This is a genomic window from Salinarchaeum sp. Harcht-Bsk1, assembly GCF_000403645.1.
Lineage (GTDB): Archaea > Halobacteriota > Halobacteria > Halobacteriales > Salinarchaeaceae > Salinarchaeum.
Genome location: NC_021313.1, coordinates 1,283,370 through 1,301,579, shown reverse-complemented (window position 1 = coordinate 1,301,579; position 18,210 = coordinate 1,283,370). Strand labels below are relative to the sequence as shown.

General features: G+C 63.0%; 17 protein-coding genes and 1 pseudogene. 9 read left to right on the top strand and 9 right to left on the bottom strand.

Features of this window, described 5'->3' with window-relative positions:
- Positions 1–3 precede the first annotated feature (3 nt).
- Together L593_RS06070 and L593_RS06065 are read left to right on the top strand one after the other, a co-directional pair.
- Positions 4–1,254 (top strand): tRNA-guanine transglycosylase, encoded by a 1,251-nt coding sequence (locus L593_RS06070; RefSeq protein ID WP_020446061.1) that lies wholly within the window; start codon positions 4–6, stop codon positions 1,252–1,254.
- Entirely contained in the window at positions 1,247–2,779 is a 1,533-nt protein-coding gene (locus L593_RS06065) for an ATP-binding protein (protein WP_020446060.1), read from the top strand. Before L593_RS06070 ends, L593_RS06065 begins: the two co-directional genes overlap by 8 nt.
- 8 nt (positions 2,780–2,787) lie before the next feature.
- Here L593_RS06065 and L593_RS15295 read toward each other — a convergent pair whose 3' ends face one another.
- Both L593_RS15295 and L593_RS06055 read right to left on the bottom strand, forming a co-directional pair.
- Positions 2,788–3,312 carry a GIY-YIG nuclease family protein gene (locus L593_RS15295; RefSeq protein WP_081638655.1) on the bottom strand — a complete coding sequence of 175 codons (525 nt, stop codon included), beginning with the start codon at positions 3,310–3,312 and terminating at the stop codon, positions 2,788–2,790.
- A 6-nt stretch (positions 3,313–3,318) separates the two neighbouring features.
- Positions 3,319–3,492, bottom strand: coding sequence for a ribbon-helix-helix domain-containing protein (locus L593_RS06055; RefSeq protein ID WP_020446058.1), 174 nt, complete (start codon positions 3,490–3,492; stop codon positions 3,319–3,321).
- Between the two features lie 135 nt (positions 3,493–3,627).
- On the opposite strand from L593_RS06055, the gene L593_RS06050 reads away from it, so the two are divergent.
- Genes L593_RS06050 through queC form a run of 4 tightly spaced genes read left to right on the top strand, consistent with a single transcriptional unit; the run spans position 3,628 to position 6,157 of the window.
- Complete coding sequence (locus L593_RS06050; RefSeq protein ID WP_049893896.1) at positions 3,628–4,089, top strand: 6-pyruvoyl tetrahydropterin synthase family protein; 462 nt, start codon at positions 3,628–3,630, stop codon at positions 4,087–4,089.
- A complete protein-coding gene (locus L593_RS06045; RefSeq protein ID WP_020446056.1) occupies positions 4,089–4,865 on the top strand; it encodes a 7-carboxy-7-deazaguanine synthase QueE in 777 nt (258 codons plus the stop codon). The genes L593_RS06050 and L593_RS06045 overlap by 1 nt, the downstream gene beginning before the upstream one ends.
- Positions 4,866–5,474 carry a GTP cyclohydrolase I gene (folE, locus tag L593_RS06040; protein WP_020446055.1) on the top strand — a complete coding sequence of 203 codons (609 nt, stop codon included), beginning with the start codon at positions 4,866–4,868 and terminating at the stop codon, positions 5,472–5,474.
- Entirely contained in the window at positions 5,471–6,157 is a 687-nt protein-coding gene (queC, locus tag L593_RS06035) for a 7-cyano-7-deazaguanine synthase QueC (RefSeq protein WP_020446054.1), read from the top strand. The genes folE and queC overlap by 4 nt, the downstream gene beginning before the upstream one ends.
- Positions 6,158–6,320: 163 nt before the next feature.
- Here queC and L593_RS06030 read toward each other — a convergent pair whose 3' ends face one another.
- From L593_RS06030 to L593_RS06015, 4 genes are all read right to left on the bottom strand, one after another.
- Positions 6,321–7,586 (bottom strand): terminase large subunit domain-containing protein, encoded by a 1,266-nt coding sequence (locus L593_RS06030; protein ID WP_020446053.1) that lies wholly within the window; start codon positions 7,584–7,586, stop codon positions 6,321–6,323.
- The gene (locus L593_RS15585; RefSeq protein ID WP_020446052.1) at positions 7,579–8,142 is read right to left on the bottom strand and encodes an HTH domain-containing protein; all 564 of its coding nucleotides are present in this window, start codon (positions 8,140–8,142) and stop codon (positions 7,579–7,581) included. Before L593_RS15585 ends, L593_RS06030 begins: the two co-directional genes overlap by 8 nt.
- A gap of 398 nt (positions 8,143–8,540) precedes the next feature.
- Positions 8,541–11,234, bottom strand: coding sequence for a phage/plasmid primase, P4 family (locus L593_RS06020; protein WP_020446051.1), 2,694 nt, complete (start codon positions 11,232–11,234; stop codon positions 8,541–8,543).
- A gap of 639 nt (positions 11,235–11,873) precedes the next feature.
- Positions 11,874–12,074 carry an AbrB/MazE/SpoVT family DNA-binding domain-containing protein gene (locus tag L593_RS06015; protein WP_201764641.1) on the bottom strand — a complete coding sequence of 67 codons (201 nt, stop codon included), beginning with the start codon at positions 12,072–12,074 and terminating at the stop codon, positions 11,874–11,876.
- A gap of 8 nt (positions 12,075–12,082) precedes the next feature.
- Here L593_RS06015 and L593_RS06010 point away from each other — a divergent pair, with 8 nt between their 5' ends.
- On the top strand, positions 12,083–13,366 hold the full coding sequence (locus L593_RS06010) for a hypothetical protein (protein ID WP_049893893.1): 1,284 nt from the start codon (positions 12,083–12,085) through the stop codon (positions 13,364–13,366).
- Positions 13,367–13,389: 23 nt separating this feature from the next.
- Here the strand turns inward: L593_RS06010 and L593_RS06005 are convergent, their stop codons facing one another.
- Entirely contained in the window at positions 13,390–14,691 is a 1,302-nt protein-coding gene (locus L593_RS06005) for a site-specific integrase (protein ID WP_020446048.1), read from the bottom strand.
- 43 nt (positions 14,692–14,734) lie between these two features.
- Positions 14,735–14,866 (bottom strand): annotated as a pseudogene (locus tag L593_RS15580) (4-demethylwyosine synthase TYW1); the annotation flags it as partial.
- Positions 14,867–14,958: 92 nt separating this feature from the next.
- Here L593_RS15580 and L593_RS06000 point away from each other — a divergent pair.
- Together L593_RS06000 and argS are read left to right on the top strand one after the other, a co-directional pair.
- Positions 14,959–15,381: a universal stress protein gene (locus L593_RS06000; protein ID WP_020446046.1), complete on the top strand. Its 423-nt coding sequence runs from the start codon at positions 14,959–14,961 to the stop codon at positions 15,379–15,381.
- Between the two features lie 79 nt (positions 15,382–15,460).
- Positions 15,461–17,278: an arginine--tRNA ligase gene (argS, locus tag L593_RS05995; RefSeq protein WP_020446045.1), complete on the top strand. Its 1,818-nt coding sequence runs from the start codon at positions 15,461–15,463 to the stop codon at positions 17,276–17,278.
- A gap of 22 nt (positions 17,279–17,300) precedes the next feature.
- Here the strand turns inward: argS and minD are convergent, their stop codons facing one another.
- Positions 17,301–18,050 (bottom strand): MinD/ParA family protein, encoded by a 750-nt coding sequence (gene minD, locus L593_RS05990; protein ID WP_020446044.1) that lies wholly within the window; start codon positions 18,048–18,050, stop codon positions 17,301–17,303.
- Between the last annotated feature and the right edge of the window lie 160 nt (positions 18,051–18,210).

The following is an 18,210-nucleotide window of genomic DNA, read 5'->3' as shown; positions in this document are numbered from 1 at the left end:
AGTATGGCGTCATTCGAGATTGTTGCTGAGGCAGGCGAGGCTCGACGTGGCCAGCTCCAGATCAACGACCGGACATTGGAAACCCCGCACCTATTCCCGGTCATCAACTTCTACGGCGGCGGCAACGAGGGCGCTCTCTTCGGTGGCGGGGTACACCGCACAGTCAAGGAATTCCTGGCTCATGACAACGAGGTCACTGGTGGTAAAGAGTACAGTGACCTGTTCCGCGGCGTGATGACCTCCATCGCCTCGTTGACCGACTATGGGATCCGAGAGAAGAAGCTGGAATGGTATCTTGGCAACGAAATTCGCGAGTGGGAGTGCTTCAGCGACTACGACGGCATGATATTCGCGGACTCCGGTGGTTACAAGATCCTAGAGCAGGGCGGCGGACTCGAAGGTGAAGACTTCGAGAAAGAAATCGACCAGGACAAAGCGTTGGATATGCAGCTGGACCTGGGTCCGGATATCGTCGTCAATCTGGACCACCCGATTCACCCCGACGATGAGTTCGAGGAACGGTTGGAAAAGATGGAGCAGACCGCAGCAAATGCCGCCAGGTTCGCAGAACGGCGCGAGGAAGTCGAGGGAGCCTGCTATCTGACAGTGCACGGCTACTACGATGCGATGCTCGAACGGTCTTTCGACTTGGTCGAGGCCGAACTCTCGGAACCGATTCCTGAGGCGTTCGACGGAATCGCGCTTGGCAGCCTGGTCCCACGGAAGGACAACGTCGAGGTTCTGGTCGAGGCAGTCTCCGACTGCAAGCATGTGATGCAGCAACGGGGGTACGATGACCTCCCTCTACACGTGTTCGGGATTTCAGGGAAAGCTATGCCGTTGCTCGTCGCGGTCGGGGCCGACTCCTTTGACTCCGCCTCCTACTTGCATCAGGCGATCAACGGCAAGTACTCCGTCAGCCTGTTCGATTACGTCCCAATCGACGAGGCCGATTTCGACGCCTGTGATTGCCGGGTCTGTAACGACGATTTCCACCGGGCACGGATGCGGAACGAGATGGACGACCTGTATCAGAAGGACATCCTTGGTTCGGTCGCCGCACACAATCTGGCGATCCAGCAACGGGAGTTGCGTCAATTCCGCCAGTTGATCGCTGAGGGTGACCAGGATCAGGTCGCTGGGTACCTTGAAGAAGCCGCTAAAGATCAGAAAGGCTTCCGCAAGTTCGTCTACCAGCTGATCAACGAACGAATGAACCCGTACTTCGAGGAGACGGACACGACCTATGCATAAGACACCACAAGTCAACGAGGTCAACGAGTTTATCGAGATAGCAAGCGACTTCGAGGACCCGTTGGAAGTCATCAGAGAAGCACTGTCGAATTCCTACGATGCGAAAGCAACGCAGGTCGATATCAAAATCGAGCAGGATGATGAAGGACGGAACACTTTGATCATCGAGGACGACGGCCACGGAATGGACGAAGACAACCTCTCGTCGTTCTTCGACCTTGGAAACTCGAACAAAGACGATGCGATTGGGTACAAAGGCCACGGTACCAAAATCTACTACAAGAGCGACAAGATCCAGGTCGAGACAGTCAAGGACGGGACGCAGATCGAATCGGTGATGGATCAGCCGTGGGCAAAACTCAACAACCGCGAACTCCCCACGTACTCGGTTGATAGAAGGGACGTAGACGAGCCGTCACGCACCCGGATCGAGGTCCACGGGTTTCAGGCGGGACAAGGGTTCGACCCACAGCAGCTCACATATAATAAGATTGAACATTATATCAGGTGGAAGACAATCGGCGGTTCAACGGCATGGCACTTCAGCAACGATTTTCACGCGATGGAGATAAATGTCGAGCTCTCTCCCACGATCGACGACACCCGGCAGCCAATCGAGACCGATAACCGATTGAAATTCCCTGCTGAAAACGTTGATCCGGACGGGGAGTTCGTCGCTGAAGCGATGTGCAAGCACTATCCGCCGAGGGAGCTGACCGTTTCGCTCGATGACGGCCGTGAATTGACAATCGAGATTGTCGGGATGGTCGGAGGGAAAGAAGCACGGAACAAATTGCCGACCTACGGGAAGCACTCTGCACAATTCGGCATTTGGCTTGCAAAAGACCACATCAAGGTCGAACGGTACAACGATGCCATTGGAGCCGACAACGAGTTCTTCCACTTCTTCTTCATCGCGAACTGCCAGGAACTCGAACTTTCCGCGAACCGGGAGAAAATCCGCAATAAGTCCGGGGATGTCTATCAAGCCATTACGGACGAGCTGGACCGATACATGACTAAAGTGTGCCAAGAGACCTGGTATCGCGATTACATCGAGCGCCGAAAGCTCGAGGACAAGAAACGGAGCATCCAGTCGCAGGAAAGCTCGCTAGAGGAACGATTAGAACGTACCCGGGGCGCGGACGGGCTGTCGCCGTCAAATCCAGCCGAGGTCATAGCTCTCTTAGAACGATACAGTGCCAATGGTGCTCCGGAGTCGCTCCAGATTGCTGATTTCCAGATGAATGACGAAGTCAATGCGATCCTCGATACAGCTAATGGATACGAACATGCTTCCGTGCAGGTGAAACTTAGCGACTTCTTCGAGGAGGAGACTCCGCTCTCCAACATTGATCGGTTCGTCTGCTGGAAACTCGGCGACTTAGACGCGCTAACCCGAATCGAGCGTACTTCCTATCTCGGCGAGCCAATCCGCTTTGATTTCCAGAAAGGGGAGATACAGTACGGGAGTGAGGAACCAGAATTGATTCCGGTTCTCGAGCTTGACGGCAAAGTTACGTAATCCGCCCATCACCCGGGCATCTCATCGACACCGAGGAATTCCTGAAGATTCTCTTCCAAAATGCGTTTGTGCTCGTACAGCGTCCGACGGGTGTCGTCGCTGTGATCGGCGTATTTAATCTTATCTACCATCCGGTTGATGTGCTCCATTTTCTGTTTGACTCGGTTATACGGCTGCCTCCGGAACTCCTGCTCTTGATCAGACATGAGGGCAAAGGTCCCATCAGGTGAATCAAGACTGATATCGGTTGACAACGGTGGTGTATCGCTCTCCGCAGAGAAGTTCAGATAGGGTTGGAACGTAGTCAGCAATTCTTGTTCCGCTGGATCGCACCGCTCAGTTGTCCACCAACTTACGGAGGCAATGTCCCATGGATCGAGACGACCGTAACTGGAAACGCTCGAGTCCTGGCGTATGAAGTGTTGTCGTAATCGACTCCTGATGTTACTGGTCTGTCCGGCATAAGCTGGCGCGCCGTCAAGATCAAACATACAGTATACGCCGGATTCGGTAGGGATAGATGACAAATTCATGAGTGTTCAACTCTCTTCGATCCTCCCCTGCCGCTCATCGATGTCGTCGAAGATGTCCAGCGTCTTCCGGATAGATCCTCGAATTGCTTCGCTTCGGTTGACGAATTTCTTTCCCTCACCAACGTGTTCATCGAGGTCCTCTAACAGTTCATCGGGGATCTCGACGCTCACTTTCGCCATGGATATTCTTGGAGGAAGGAGACCAAAAGAGTGGGTGCCAGCGCTGGGCATTCTCCAGGCTGTGAACGAACGCGCTTCTATCCGCCGTTCAACAGGTCGCGGTACCTTTATTGGACTGCTAGATGATCCTGGGATATGCCCCGAGGATTATCCGAAGCGGCCTCAAGTAATATCGAACTGGCCGAAGCCGGGGAGCGTACTCTCCGAATCGGGGGCGATTCCCCGATCAGAATCAGTACCGGCCACCGGATTCGCCACCACGATGGCAAGTGCTCGCGTCCGCACGGGCACAACTACGAGATCACGATCGAGGTGACTGGAACGCTCACCATGGAAGGGTGGGTCGTCGACAAGGGGATCGTCACCGACATCATCGACGAGTGGGACCACCGGTTCTTGCTCGAGAAATCCGATCCGTTGGCGAAAGCGTTCGAAGAAGCCGGCGAAGGGGAGAGCCTCCTACTCCTGGATCATCCACCCACGGCGGAGGTGATGTCCCTCGAGCTCGAACGGGAACTCGAAGAGGAACTCCCCGAGAACGTCTCGAATGCCTCGGTCACCGTTCGAGAGACCGGCGAACTCTGTGCCACATACTGATGCCGGTCGCTACGGACGTCAGTGACGTCGGTTCGGAGGACACGCCCGAGGCAGCAGCACTCCCTATCAACGAGCTCTTCTACTCCCTCCAGGGCGAGGGTAAGCTCGCGGGCGTCCCCTCCGTCTTCGTGCGGACGTCGGGGTGTAACCTCCGCTGTTGGTTCTGTGACTCCTACCACACTTCCTGGGAACCCACCGGTGCCTGGTTGACGATCGATAAACTCGTCGAGCAGATCGCGGAGTTTGACGCGGCAGAACACGTCGTCGTTACTGGCGGCGAGCCGATGATCCACGACGACACAGAGGAACTGCTAGAGGAACTCGCCGATCGCGGCTTCCATACGACCGTGGAGACAAATGGCACGATCTACCGTGACGCGCCCATCGATCTCGCGAGCATTAGCCCGAAACTCGCCAGTTCCACGCCCACCGAGGAACTGGATCCGAAGGGAGCGGGCGAGTGGGCGGAGCGCCACGAGAACCGTCGGATCGACGTGGACACGTTGTCCGACCTCGTCGACGCCTACGACAGCCAACTCAAGTTCGTGGTTACCGGGCCCGACGACATGGCCGAGATCGAGGACCTGCTCGTTCGGCTCCGGGAGACGGCGGATACAGAGATCGAGAACAACGACGTTCTGCTCATGCCGGAAGGAATGACACGCGAGGAACTCGACGAGCGGCGGGGAACGGTGGCGGAGCTCGCACAGGACCACGGCTACCGATACACGCCACGGTTGCACGTCGACCTCTGGAACGACGCGCCGGGGACATAGATGACCGACAATCAGCTTCAGTACGAGGAGACGACGGCCGATCCGGTGGAGGACAGCGAGATCGACCTCGAGAAGGCTCGGCGGGGGACGAGACTCCTGCTTGAGGCAATCGGCGAGGAACCCGAAAAGGCCCCCTTGGCGGAAACGTGGGATCGCCGCGTCCCTGCGATGATGGAGACACTGACTGAGGGAACGCGCGAGACCGCCAAACCCGACCTTCGAACGTTCGGGGCCGATACCGACGAACTCGTCGTCAAGACGGAGATCCCCATCTACAGCCTCTGTGAACACCACATGCTCCCGTTCTTCGGCGTGGCCCACATCGGCTACCGCCCCGGCGAGGAGATCGTCGGTCTCTCGAAACTCCCACGGTACGTCCGCTGGCAGTCACGGCGACTCGCCACCCAAGAGGGCCTGACGGCGGACATCGCCGAAGGGCTACAGGACGAACTCGACCCGGAATCCGTGATCGTCGAGGTGTCCGCGACGCATCTCTGCGAAGCGATGCGAGGCGTCGAGACCCGAACGGAGACGACCTCGCGAGCGACTGCAGGGGATCCCAACGACTGTGACCGAACGCAGTTCGACAACGTACTCAGTAACCTATGAGCGAGAACGCAGTCATCCTGGTTTCTGGCGGAATGGACAGCGCGACGGCCGTCTACGAGGCGATCCATCGGGGGTACGAACCCTACTTCCTACACACCTCCTACGGCCAGGAGACCGAAGACAAAGAACTCGAGTGTGCTCGGGCGCTCGCAGAAGAGGTCGAAGCTGCCGACTTCCTCCACGTTGCCACCGAACATCTCTCGGCGATCGGCGACTCCAGTCTGACTGACGACGAAATCGACGTCGCCGAAGCCGATCCCGACGCCGAGGGGATTCCAACATCGTACGTCCCCTTCCGGAACGCGAACCTGCTCTCGATGGCAGTCTCCTACGCCGAGGCCAGCGACTGTAGGGCCCTGTTCATCGGCGCTCACTCCGAGGATTTCGCCGGCTATCCGGACTGCCGGCCGGAATTCTTCGAGGCGTTCCAGCAGGTCATAGATGTCGGAACGAAACCCGAGACGAAAATCGACCTCATCGCGCCGTTCGTCGAGTGGTCGAAGACGGATATCGCCGAACGCGGCCTCGAACTGGGCGTGCCCTATGAGCTGACTTGGAGTTGCTACCGAAGCGAGGAGCCGGCATGTGGCACCTGTGATTCATGCGCGTTCAGGCTAGAGGCGTTCCAGAACGTAGGGGCTGAAGATCCAATAGAGTACGAGAGCCGGGTGGATCGTCAATGAAGTTGAGGAATCCGCAGATATTATGTTGGTCCTGTGATGGAAGCGCACTGGCATGGGACAATGTTGGACGTGTAAAGATAAAATTGCAGTACAATAATGAATGTGTAAATCCGTCTGTTTCTTTTTCCCCATACGTCACCACCAGTCGATCAGGAAACGACTTTTACCAGGTACTGGGGACCTGAATCGGCTCACGTCGAGCGTTCGATCGAGCCCACTCCGCGAGCGCCAGCGCGTCCACGCAGTCATCGTGGAAGCCTGATGGAGCCGTGTACCGGATCTGACCACTCTCGGTCGCCTCGTACTCGTACACCTCGAGTTCGTTCACCAGAGGGGTCGCGTCTGACGAGAGCGTCAACTCGTCGATCTCGAGAGCCGTCGCCAGATTCTCGACGAGTGTGCGCTTCTTCGCCGGGGTGAAACGCACTGGCTCCGTCGCCAAGCCGGCGTCCGCGAGGTCCTGGACGATCTTGTTGTCCCGCGATGCGTCGAGGGCGACCGTCGCCGGGTCGTAGCGCCCAGCGAGCTGCTCGATGGTCTGCTGGATTCGCGACCACGTCGTCTGCTGGAGCCGCTCGAACGCTACCACCGTCCCCCGGTCGTCCAGTACCACGGCGACGGTCCAGTTCTGGAGGCGCGCAAGGTCCACGCCGATCGCGAAGGGCGCCTCACAGTCGGCGGGGGCGACCGGCAGGTCGTAGTCCTCGACCTGCTCGCGGACGTTCCGAAACACGCCGCCGGTGTCGTCGACGAACTGCGCGCGGTACTCCTGCTCGAACACGCGCTCGGGCATGTCCTCCCGGGCGGCCTCGACCTCCTCGTCGGGGACGTGGGGGTTCTGGATAGTCGGCGCCTGCCAGCTCGCCACCTCGGGGTGGTCTGCGGACTGGCCCCGCTGGAACCACTGGTGGAACCAATTCCGTCCCTTCGGCGTGCCGACGAACACGGCGTCGCCTTCCGTATCGGAGAGCGCCGGGCGGAGTTCGTCGGTCCAGGCTCGATCAGGGACGCTCCCGCTCTCGTCGATCACCAAGAAGTCGACACCACCCCCGCGCAGACTGTCCTCGCGCTCCGCGCTCCGGAACGACACGGTGCTGCCGTTGGTCAGTACGAACTCCCGGGGCTTGGTGCGCTTGGGATCGTCCGCGAGCACTGTCGTCGAGAGCAGCGGCTTGACCTTGTCGAAGCCGAACTCGTTGGCCTGATCGTACGTGGGCGCGACCCACCAGACGGTGCTCCCCGGGTGCTCCAGGGCGTGTTCGAGCGCGAGGTGGGCGCACATCTCGGACTTGCCCCACCGGCGGCCACAGGCGACCACGCGGAACCGCGCCGGGTGGGCCATGATGGCGCGTTGCCCCGGGTGAGGCTCCCACAGCGACCGGAGGATTCGCCGCTGGACGGCGGTGTCGTCCTCTCCGGTCTCACTCATCGCACGCCTCCTGGCCCGTCTCCTCGGGCACCGCCGGTGCCGCGGTGAACCCCAGCGCCGCGTGGTCCGGCGAGCCGTCAGCCGTCGTCGGCAGGTCGTCGTCGCCCTCCCGGACGACCGTGTACTCGACATCGACCGCTCGCGAGCGCATGTCCACGTCGACCTCGGAGCGGTCGGGTTCCCGGCGCTGCTCGCCGATCTCCGCCAGCCACTCGTTCCAGTCCATGGCAACGTCCCAGGCCGCCTTGGTCGCCCTCCAGTCGTCGGCGGCAAGGAGCTCCTCGACGACGTGGTAGTACAGCGTTCGCGTCGTAAACTTCGCCTCCGTCCCGAGGTGCTCGCCGACGGACTCCCGCAGCCGGTCCATGTCACGCGAGATCGTCGACTCGTGGACGCCGTATCGCTCCGCGAGGCGAGCCTGCGTCACGCCAGCTGGTGAGCCCACCTCGATCAGGTGGCGCAAGATTGCCGCCCGCCGTTCGTGGTGCGTGTACTCCTGTGGCGCCTTCCCGTCCGGCGGTTCCAGTGCGCTGTAGTCGGGAGTGTCGTCGGTCATGAGTTGCGTTGAGTTGCTCCGTGGCGGGTGCCGCTCCCACCCAGGCCACTGCGGGAGATTCGGATGCTCCCTGCTCCATTCGGCCACGGGCTGGTGGTCGGAGTCGGCAAACAGCTGGTCACGGAGTGCTGCGTGGTTTCCGATCCGCAAGCGAGGTTCGACCGGCGTACGCTAGCCGAGGTGGTACGCGTGGTACGGGCCATTAGGGAGAAGTTCTCCCAATCGGCAGTACTGAGTTCGCGCGCGTCACGCGAAGGTCCGTAGATGCCCGTACCTCGCGTACCGCAGCAGCCTCGGTGAAACGACCCGGCGTGTGTCGAGGTGGCCGTTCCGGACTGCGTTGGAGCGGATGATCCGATCACTCGCCGCGTGTGACGACTGGAGGAAGGCCGCATCAGCTAGTGCCCTCCCAGTCCGCGCTGGTCGCCCTCGCGCTCTGCCGTCACGCGGCGTTCGTCTAACTCGATGCCGGTGTAGACCCGGACGCGACGTCCATCCTTTCGTGCGTTCTTCTCGCCGACCCCTGGCTTGCCCATGATCTCCCGTCCGAACTTCTGTTTGGACTCCGCGGGGATGCCCTCCTCCTCGCAGAACCGTACGTACGCGTCGTAGAGGTCGCCCTTGGGGACGGTGGCGGTCGCGGCCACGTCGGTGTCGACGCACTGGTGGAGGAACCGCTGGATGGACTCGCCCCAGGTCTGCCACTTCTCGTGCGTCTCTGCCGGTGGAAGGTCGCCGGAGAAGTGCCCCTGGTCGCGTAGCCGGTCGAGGCCGTCGAGCGCCCAGTTCAAGATGCCGGGGAGTTCGTCCGCGAGGGCATCGATCAGGTGGGGATCTCGCTCGGAGCGGGGGACGGTGCGGGGGAAGGAAACCATGAGGATCCGCCGGAAGAACGCGTCGTCGTCGATCTCCGCGGAGGGCAGGGTGTTCGCGGCGAAGAAGTGCTTGGCCGTCGGCTCGATGGTGATCGGGTCCTTGTGCTTCTGCTCGACCTTGATCGGGTCGCCCGCGGTCACCTCCTTGAACTTACCCGTGTTCTGGATGAGCTCCGCGGGGATGTCCGACCGGATGTTCGCCCAGGCGCCCCAGAGGTCGTACCCGGCGAAGCGCTCGCTCGTAATCTCCTGGGGCGCGAGCGAGCAGGTCGTCTCCGGACCGAGCAGGCGCCGGACCACGTCGAGGAACGTCGACTTGCCGCTGGCCTGGGGCCCCGCGACGAACAGCGCCTTGTGGTAGGGCAGCGCCCAGTGCATGAGCGCGTAGCCGACGAACTCCTGGAGCTTCTGGCGATCCACCGACCGCGGGCACACCTCTTCGAGGAACGCCTCGAACGTCGGGCAGTCCGCGTCGGGATCGTACGTGATGGGGAGGGTCGCGAGCGCGTAGTCGGTCGGCTCCAGGGGCCCGAGCTCCCGGCCGCCGATCTCCAGGAGTCCGTTCGCGACGGGGAGGCTTTCCACTGGCGCACCGAACTCGTCAACGTCGACCTGCCCGTTCGGTTCGTCGATCGCGCGGGTCGTCCGGACGCGCTCTTCGAGTTCGTCGCCGACACATCTGGAGTACGCGGATCCGAGCGCTTCGTTGGCGATAGTACGGAGCTTTGGAGCGCCCGTCTCGGACCAGGTCCCCGTGTCCGGATCGTGACTGAAGAGGCTGCCGTCGCCGCGCTCACCGACGCGAGCGACTACGTGGACGTCGTCCCGGCGCCGAACGCGCGTCCAGACGTGGTGGGCCAGTTCCCGCGCCGGCAGCCCGCCGAGATTCTCGGGGTCCACGTCCGCGTCCGCCGCGATGGCCCCGGGATCGAGCGCGCCGGGATCGAAGTAGCGCGCCACCTCGACGTCCCACTCGTCGGGTTTTCGGTTCCACGCTGTGAACGCCGCCCCGATCTCGTCGGGGAAGTTGCCGGCCATGACCGCGCTGGCGATGGCGTCATCGGCGTCGCCCGGGAGCTCGCCCTTTCGAACTGCGCTGGCGATTTCTGAGGCGCCGAAGTCCTCGGTTGCCCGGACACTCCACGCCTGCGCGTCCGGATCGATCCAGTCGGTCGGCGCTTCTCGGATCGCGTCGAGGAGCGGTTCCGAGACGTGGTCGGCCGGTCCGCTCACCGGTGAACCCGTACTCCCGTCGCGGGGCTCGTAGAACTCCGTGTTCCCCTGCAGCGTCTTCACGATCGTTTGCTGGCCGTACGTCCGGTCGCCTCGCTGTTCGTCCCACTTCTCTCGGTACAGTCCCGACTGCCGGAACAGCCGGTCCATCTGCTCCCGGTCGCCGCCAGTCCAGAACGCGAGTAGGCCGCACAGCGCGAGGTCGGCCTCGCTCTGGCTGGGATAGCCGGCTGTGCCACCGTTCCAGAGCCGCTCGAACTTCTCGCCGTTACTGGCCGCTTTCGCCCGTTCGAGGAGGTCCTCGTCGTCGAGGCTGTTGTCCCTGCCCGGTGTGGGCTGGTCGATCGGGCCGTCGGGTGCGTCGGCGGCCCCGAGGTACTCGTCGTAGAGCGACCTCGTCACCTCGTGGCGCGGCTCGACAGTTTCGGGAGTGCCGCAGACGTGCTGCCCCGTTACCGTGATGTAGCGGCCGGAGCTGCCGTCGTACAGTTCGAGGTGCGGTGTCTCGCCTTCTACCACTGGGTCGATGGGGAGGTCCGAACGGCAGGCCTCGCCCGGCTTCTCGCCCTCGACCCAGACGTGGTAGCCCGTCTGCGAGGGGGAGTACTCGGTGTAGGTGTCCAGCTCCTCGACGATCTCTCGGACGAGGTCCGGGAGTGACTCGTGGCGCCGTTCGGGATCGACGACGTCGTCGAGGTCGAATACGAGGTGCGGATCGTCCGGATCTGTGATCACGCCCAGCCCGTCGTACGTCCCGCGTTTGTAGGTCGCCAGGGCGACCGGGAAGTCGACGCCGTTCGCGGGGTCGGTGGCGTCGACGCGGTGCTCCCCATCGGCGTGGTAGGGGACCTTGGCCCACTGCTCGCGGTCCTCCTGCCAGACGTAGCGCCAGACGAGCCACGCGCCGTCCTCGCGGAGGGCGGTCGGGATTCCGTCGGGTTCGACCGATAGGGCGTGGGGCTTTGGCGGCCGCTCGTCGGTCATCGCGACTCCCCCTGCGGTACGTGATTTGACCGCTCACCACGCGTTTCTGCCGGTAGTAACGCGGTGGGGGCAACCTCGGGACCGACTGCGATGTCGGTCACCCTCCCCATCGGGTCGGGAGTGTAGTAGTGGACACGCCCACGTCGAAACACCGGTCCTGGAATTAGAAGGTCGACAAAGCCTTCCTCGTTCTGCGCCAGTCCTGGAGTCGTGTTGTATTCTGAGCGACGACCGCGGCGTACCTCCGTGGGCGGGCCGTGGTCGAGGCTGTCCAACTCCATCCGTTCGATGGTGTCCGGAGCGCCGATACTCCATCGCCAGCCACAGCCAGGGTGAATCACGCACAACCACGGACTCCCAGTTTCGCACATCTCGATTCGCCCGCCAAGGACGACCCGGCTCCGGTAGGGTTCGCGGGCCGTCCGGACGGCGATCGCCTGGCCTTCGTGGAGCTGCTCGCGGACCTCCTCAGCGGTCCGAGTGGCTACGCAAGCTGCGGGGTAGCTCGGTCCCTCGCCCGTCGTCATTCCCGACCGCCCTCCTCGTCGAGTTCCAGTAGTGTGCGTGCGATCCAGTCGACGTGGAGGTCGCTCTGAGCGAGCGCTTCGAGGTCCTCGCGATGCTGCTGCACGACCTTCGTCATGCGTTCTCCTCCCGCTCGTCCACTGGAGCGACGTCGACTTCCACGAAATCGCCGTCTTCCAAACCGTACTCCTCCCGGATCGCAGCCGGGATCGTAATCTTTCCTCGGCCGACGAGTCGCTTTGTAATCTTCATGATTACAGTCAAGCTTATGCGAGTGTGGAACAGACCCCTTGCTAGAAACAGAATCTGTTTCATATCCATTTATGACAAATCGTTATGGTCTGAACGAGAACGAGCGGGGCTTTCTCGAGGTGGTTGCAGAGGGCAAGCCCGTCGAACCTCGCGATGAGCGACTGAAGCGCCGTGATGTTGGAAAGACGTATACAAACCGCCCGGACATGGCACGATCCAACATCGTCGATCGGAAGGTCCAGCCGCTCCCCGAGCGAATCGACTCCCTATTGAGCGACGTAGAACTTCTCTCTCGTGCCGGATTCTTCAGCCAAGACGTGCGTGAGGAGGCCGGACACGAGGTACGTCGCTATTCCAAGATCTACGGTGTCGAAGACCTAGACGAGATCCCGTTTATCCGAGAGCGGTCGAGACTGTCCGGTGAAGAGACGGTCCCGGAACGGTTTGGGCAACGACTAGGCCACTTCGCAACCGCATTTCCACTCGTCCCAGCGGTAGAACCGTTCGGCACTGGTGACTCAGACGCTGTAAAACTGGACCTGGTGGTGGGCTTCATTAATGCTGTATTTGGTGTGAATGTAAGTCGTTCCTCGGCGATCTCGGATCTCCAAAACTTGTCGGATCTGATTGATGCAGAGATGGAAGCACAGGAGAGGTTCGACGAGATGATCGCCGACGGATTCGTCCCCGAGTCGATCAGCGAGAGACACGAGGCGATCGAGGAGCATCTCGAACAAGTGCTCGAGAATAACGGCATCGATCCGGTCGATCCGGTGGTCCGCGACGTGATCTCAGCGCTCGGAGGAAGTAGCGAGCTCTACGGAAAAGTGGCGGAATCATCGGGTAGTAGCGCTCCAGAGGAATGGGATCCCTCCGATGCAGTCTCGGAGCAGGAGATTCTGGAGATCGTCGAAGCGAATCGGTTGGTAGAGAAACAGCATTTACGCGAGCAGTTGAAATGCGACCTCGATGAACTTCCGGGTACAACGTTCAGCGACTTGCCAGCGACAGAGGTAATCATTCACGCTGATGCTGATGTGAAGACGGTCGAAGAACTCGCGGAGAGCGTCACGGAGGGGTACCCTGGAGTCAACAGACGGGCAGAAGTACTCCCAGCCGTCGGTGTCCACGGCAAGTATCTGTCAGGGGAGCATCACAGCACGCTGGGGACACGCGACCGTCCCGCCGTGTTCCAACTTGATTCTTCACCAGCCGACGTTCGCGACTGGACGCTCCAACTAACGCAGTATGGGAGCGCGCTGAATCACCTTCTGCCGAGATCTACAGCAGGTGCGCTCAGGCCACTGTCAGTCGTCCCAGACGACGTCATCTCGACAGCCCTCGATGAACTCTAAATCAGCACTACGACACACCACAGTCAGTCCACGCGCTCGAACAGTGCCTCCTTGACTTCGGGATCGTCGAGGAGCTCGTCGAGCGTCTCGAGCCGTTCCATCGTCTCCTCGTCGCTGGGGTCGGTCTCGCGATAGTCCGCCTTCACGTCCTCCTCGATCTGTGCCTGCGTCGCCTGTGCGTCTGGGGCGAATACGGTCCCACAGCCGGGGCATGCCTTGGCCTCTGGAGCCAGCGACTCCGAGCAGGTCGGACAGATCTTGGGCGTCAGTGGCGAACCGGCGTCGGGTTCGCGGAGTCCCGCTGCGACCTCGGCCGCTTCGACGTGGTCGTTGTCGCTCAGGTGTTGGTATGTCGTCTCCATGATGCGCGACCCCTGGCCATGGCCGATCAGGTGCTTGATCGTGCTCTCGTCCATCTCGTAGTCGCGCTTGCACGCGGTCACGAAGTAGTGCCGGAAGTTGTGCGGGTTCGGCGGTTTGTCGACGCCGGCGTCGTCGGCGATCCCGCGGAGCCGATCGCGGATGTTGCTCTGGGAGAGTTTGTCCCCGGGCGTGCCCCGCGCGGCCGTGGGCAGGCACGTGATCAGGTAGTCGTCCGGCTCGCCTGTCGGGTGGTCCTTGAGCCAGTCGTACACCGCACGTTTCGCGCCGAGCAGCGGCCGCTTCTTGCCGTTCTTGTCCGCTCCTTTGAGCCCACCGTCTGCCGTGTTGAGGTAGTAGACGCCCGCGTCGGTGTTGACGTCCTTGACGCGGAGCGTCTGGACGGCCCGAATGCGCTGACCCGTGTTGAGCAGGAGTTCGAGAATGCACCGGTCCCGGGTGTTGGTCACGGCCTCGCGTAGCTGTTGGACTTGGTCGGGCGTGTACATGTCGCGCTCGTCGACGGTCGACTTCTCCTGGCGGTCGATCACGATCGCTTCGTGGTCGACGCCGAGGCTGTCATGGTGCTCGAAGAACTTCGACACGGCGCTCTCCCACTGCGCCATCGTCGACTTGCCGTAGCCGCCCTCCTTCACGTCAGGATGCTCGCCGCTCCCGAGATCGTCGAAGAGCGCGTTCACCGCGCGGGCGTTCTCGAACTCACAGAGCGGCTGCTCGGCCAGTTCGGCCACGCGCTTGAGCGCCTGGGCGTACGCCGCCAGCGTGCCGTAGGACTTGGTCTCGCGGACGCCGTCGTCGGAGTAGAAGTTGATCGTCGACGTGTCGGGGTTCAGGGCGTCGAGGAACTCGAGGCTGGCCTCCTTGTCCCGGTCGGGTATCGAAGCGTCTCGAAGTCGGTTTCGGGCTTGGAGATACCGGTGGTCGGGATCGTCTGTCCGGGCCATGTAGACCCGACGTGCTCGTACTTATAGAGCGTATTTACCACTCGAAGGCGTGCTTGTAGCAGGTACCCTCGCCGTTGAGGGCGTTCTTGGTCCAGCCGCAGGTCTGGGCCGCGGTGTGGTTGACGTTGTGGTAGTTCGGATCGTCAACCTGTTTTGGCCCGTCCGCGTCGCTCATACCCCAGCGTTGGGGTCGAGCGGGAAAAGCTGGCGGGTTGGGCTCCCTATTCAACGGCCTCCTTTTTCTCCCCTCCTCCCAAACGTGGTAGCATGTACCGCATACTGCTCCCCGTCGACATCGAGGAATCGCGGGCGCTCGCACAGGCCGACTACGTCGCGGAGCTGCCCGGAGCCGCCGATGCCGTCGAGGTATTCATCCTGTTCGTGTTCGACGAGTCCGACGACGACATCCCTGACGAGTACAAGCGATTCAACACCGCGACCCGAATCGGTGCCGTCCGTCGTGCGAGCGAACGGCTCGAGGAGGCCGGCGTCGAGATGCACGTGCTCGACGAGAGCGGCGACGCGGCGACGCGAATCCTCGAGGAAGCCGAGGAACGTGAGGTGGATTCGATCGTGATCGGGGGGCGCAAGCGCTCGGCGGTCGGCAAGGCGATCTTCGGCTCGGTGACGATGGACGTCATCCGGGACACGTCGCTGCCGGTGACGGTGACCGGGAAGCGAGCGGAGTGAGCCGCGGTGCGGCCGGGCCGATTGCTCCCGTCCGGGCCATCCCGACAGCCTGAAACCACCACCTCGTATACTCGCGTTCATGTTCAGACAGCTTCGCGCGGAGGCCGCCGACGCCATCGAGGCGGCCCTCGACGCCGAGGGCTACCCGACGGGCGACCTCGGACTGGAGGAGCCGCCAGAGGACGTCGACGCCGTGCTCGCCTCCAGCGTTGCCTTCCGCCTCGCGAGCGAGGCCGGCGCGCCGCCACCGCAGGTCGCCGGCGAGATCGTCGCGACCATCGAGGAACAGACCGACGACTGCGCCGCCCTCGACCTCGTCGACCGCGTCGAGCCCGCAGGCCCCTACGTCAACGTCTTCCCCTCGAACGCCTACCTCGCGGGGACCATCGAGGCCGCCGCGGACGACGACTACGGCCACCTGCCCGACCGCGACACGTCGATGGTCGTCGAGCACACCTCGGCGAACCCGACGGGGCCGGTCCACGTCGGTCGCGCGCGGAACCCGATCATCGGCGACTCCGTTGCGCGCCTGCTCGACTACGCAGGCTACGACGTCGACATTCACTACTACGTCAACGACGCCGGCCGCCAGATCGCGACGTTCACCTGGGCCTACGAGACCTTCGACGAGGCCGACCTCGCTGCGGCGGGCTACGGCGCACCCGAGCGGATCAAGCCCGACTACGACCTGGTGCGCTACTACCGCCTCGGCAACGAGTTTCTCGAGGGCGAACACCCCGACGCCGACGAGGCCGCCATCGAGGCCGCCGAGGACGAGATCCAGGCGATCATGCAGGGCCTCGAGGAGGCCGACGAGGCGACCTACGAGCGCACGACCGAGGTCGTCGACGCAGTGCTCTCGGGGATGCAGGACTCGCTGAACCGGCTCCCCGCGGAGTTCGACGAGTTCGTCAAGGAGACGAAGTTCATGTTCGACGGCTCGGTCGAGGAACTGATGGAGCGCATGCAGGCCCTCGACGAGGCGGTCTACGAGGACGACGCCTGGCAACTCGACCTCTCCGCGTTCGGCATCGAGAAGGAGTTCGTCTTCCAGCGCTCCGACGGCACCAGTCTCTATGCTACCCGCGACATCGCCCACCACGAGTGGAAGTTCGAGGAGTACGACCGCGCCGTCACGGTGCTCGGCGAGGACCACAAGCTCCAGGCCCAGCAGCTCCAGGCCACCCTCGACCTGCTGGGCAACGACACCGACCGCCTCGACTCCATCCACTACTCGTGGGTCAACCTCCCCGGCGGCGAGGGGATGAGCACCCGCGAGGGCACCGGCATCGACCTCGACGACCTGCTCGACGAGGCCGTCGACCGCGCCCGCGAGGAGTACGAGTCCCGCGCCGCCGACCGCCTCCGCGACGACGACCTCGACGACTCTGACGTCGAGCGGATCGCCCGCCAGGTCGGCATCGGCGCGGTGCGCTACGACATCATCGCCAAGCAGCCCACCAAGGCGATCACCTTCGAGTGGGAGCGCGCCCTGGACTTCGAGGCCCAGTCCGCACCCTACCTCCAGTACGCCCACGCCCGCTGCTGTGGGATCCTCGGCGAGGCCGAATCCGCAGGGATCGCGGTGCCCGAGGGCGACGCGCTGGCGTCGGTCGACGTCGACGCGCTCGAGGAGCCCGAGGCCCGCGACCTCCTCCTGACGATCGCCCGCTTCCCGGCCGTGATCGAGGCGGCGGCCGACGACCTCGAACCCCACGTCGTCGCAACGTACGTGCGCCTGCTCGCCGACCGCTTCAACGCCTTCTACCGGTCCTGCCCGGTGCTCGACGCGGATGGCGACCTGCAGCAGGCCCGCCTCGGAACGGTCGTCGCCGCGCGGACGGCGCTCGCGAACGCGCTCGACGTGCTCGGCGTCGCCGCTCCGGAGTCGATGTAAGCCCGGCGAGCGTCGAGCCGTCTCAGTCCTCTCCCGTCGCGGCCTTCGGCTGCGTCGCACCGGTGCGATCCGCGAGCCGTGCTGCGATCCGTCGGTAGCCGATCGAGGCCTTGCTCTCGGGGTTCTGGACGACGAGCGGGACGCCAGCGTAGAGGCTCCCCCGGACGGCGCCGTCCTCGGGCACCGTGCCGAGGAGGTCGACACCGAGGTCCGCGGCGACCTCCTCGGGGTCCATGGCGTCGGTCGCTCGCGTCCGGGTCATCACCAGCCCCGCGACCTCGCCGTCGGCGCGCTCGACGAGGTCCCGGGTCTTCGCCACGTCGTTGACGGCAGCGGGTTCGGGCGTCGCGACGAGGATGACGCCGTCGGCGACGCCGAGCGGGAGCACCGTCTCGTGGCTGATCCCGGCGCCGACGTCGAGGAAGACGTAGTCGAATCTCCCTTCGAGGTCGTCGAGCACGTCGCCGAGGCCGCGGGCGTCCGTCTTCGCGTAGGTGTCGAGTTCCTCGCCGGAGGGAATCGCGAAGATGCCGCGTGCGACCTCGTAGGTCGCCTCACCGACCTCGGCCTCCCCGGCGAGCACGTCGTGCAAGGTGGCGTCGCCGGGGTCGAGGCTCAGGAGGCCGGACATGTTGGCCATCCCGAGGTCGGCGTCGACCACGGCGACCCGGTAGCCGCCGCCGGCGATCGCCGTGGCGACGTTGACGGCGGTCGTGGTCTTGCCGACGCCGCCTTTCCCGCTCGCGACGGCGAAGACGTGCTGTTCGGTCATCGGTCGTTAATTGGTTCGGGCGGTCCTTCCTAATAAATGGCGGCCTGTCTGGACGGTCGTTCCGGTTCCTGTCGCGTGCCGCGTCGCGCTGGCGGCAACTGTTCCCGCGCAGCTGGTGCCAACTGTTACCGCGCTGCAGGCTGAAGGGGGACTCGTGCGC

Bases quoted from the DNA above. Each gene is read 5' to 3' on its own strand.
- queC (WP_020446054.1), top strand. From the start codon at position 5,471: ATGAGCGAGAACGCAGTCATCCTGGTTTCTGGCGGAATGGACAGCGCG.
- minD (WP_020446044.1), bottom strand. From the start codon at position 18,050: ATGACCGAACAGCACGTCTTCGCCGTCGCGAGCGGGAAAGGCGGCGTC.
- L593_RS06020 (WP_020446051.1), bottom strand. From the start codon at position 11,234: ATGACCGACGAGCGGCCGCCAAAGCCCCACGCCCTATCGGTCGAACCC.
- L593_RS06005 (WP_020446048.1), bottom strand. From the start codon at position 14,691: ATGGCCCGGACAGACGATCCCGACCACCGGTATCTCCAAGCCCGAAAC.
- L593_RS06015 (WP_201764641.1), bottom strand. From the start codon at position 12,074: ATGAAACAGATTCTGTTTCTAGCAAGGGGTCTGTTCCACACTCGCATA.
- L593_RS06070 (WP_020446061.1), top strand. From the start codon at position 4: ATGGCGTCATTCGAGATTGTTGCTGAGGCAGGCGAGGCTCGACGTGGC.
- L593_RS06045 (WP_020446056.1), top strand. From the start codon at position 4,089: ATGCCGGTCGCTACGGACGTCAGTGACGTCGGTTCGGAGGACACGCCC.
- folE (WP_020446055.1), top strand. From the start codon at position 4,866: ATGACCGACAATCAGCTTCAGTACGAGGAGACGACGGCCGATCCGGTG.
- L593_RS15585 (WP_020446052.1), bottom strand. From the start codon at position 8,142: ATGACCGACGACACTCCCGACTACAGCGCACTGGAACCGCCGGACGGG.
- L593_RS06010 (WP_049893893.1), top strand. From the start codon at position 12,083: ATGACAAATCGTTATGGTCTGAACGAGAACGAGCGGGGCTTTCTCGAG.
- L593_RS06000 (WP_020446046.1), top strand. From the start codon at position 14,959: ATGTACCGCATACTGCTCCCCGTCGACATCGAGGAATCGCGGGCGCTC.
- L593_RS15295 (WP_081638655.1), bottom strand. From the start codon at position 3,312: ATGAATTTGTCATCTATCCCTACCGAATCCGGCGTATACTGTATGTTT.
- L593_RS06055 (WP_020446058.1), bottom strand. From the start codon at position 3,492: ATGGCGAAAGTGAGCGTCGAGATCCCCGATGAACTGTTAGAGGACCTC.
- argS (WP_020446045.1), top strand. From the start codon at position 15,461: ATGTTCAGACAGCTTCGCGCGGAGGCCGCCGACGCCATCGAGGCGGCC.
- L593_RS06030 (WP_020446053.1), bottom strand. From the start codon at position 7,586: ATGAGTGAGACCGGAGAGGACGACACCGCCGTCCAGCGGCGAATCCTC.
- L593_RS06050 (WP_049893896.1), top strand. From the start codon at position 3,628: ATGCCCCGAGGATTATCCGAAGCGGCCTCAAGTAATATCGAACTGGCC.
- L593_RS06065 (WP_020446060.1), top strand. From the start codon at position 1,247: ATGCATAAGACACCACAAGTCAACGAGGTCAACGAGTTTATCGAGATA.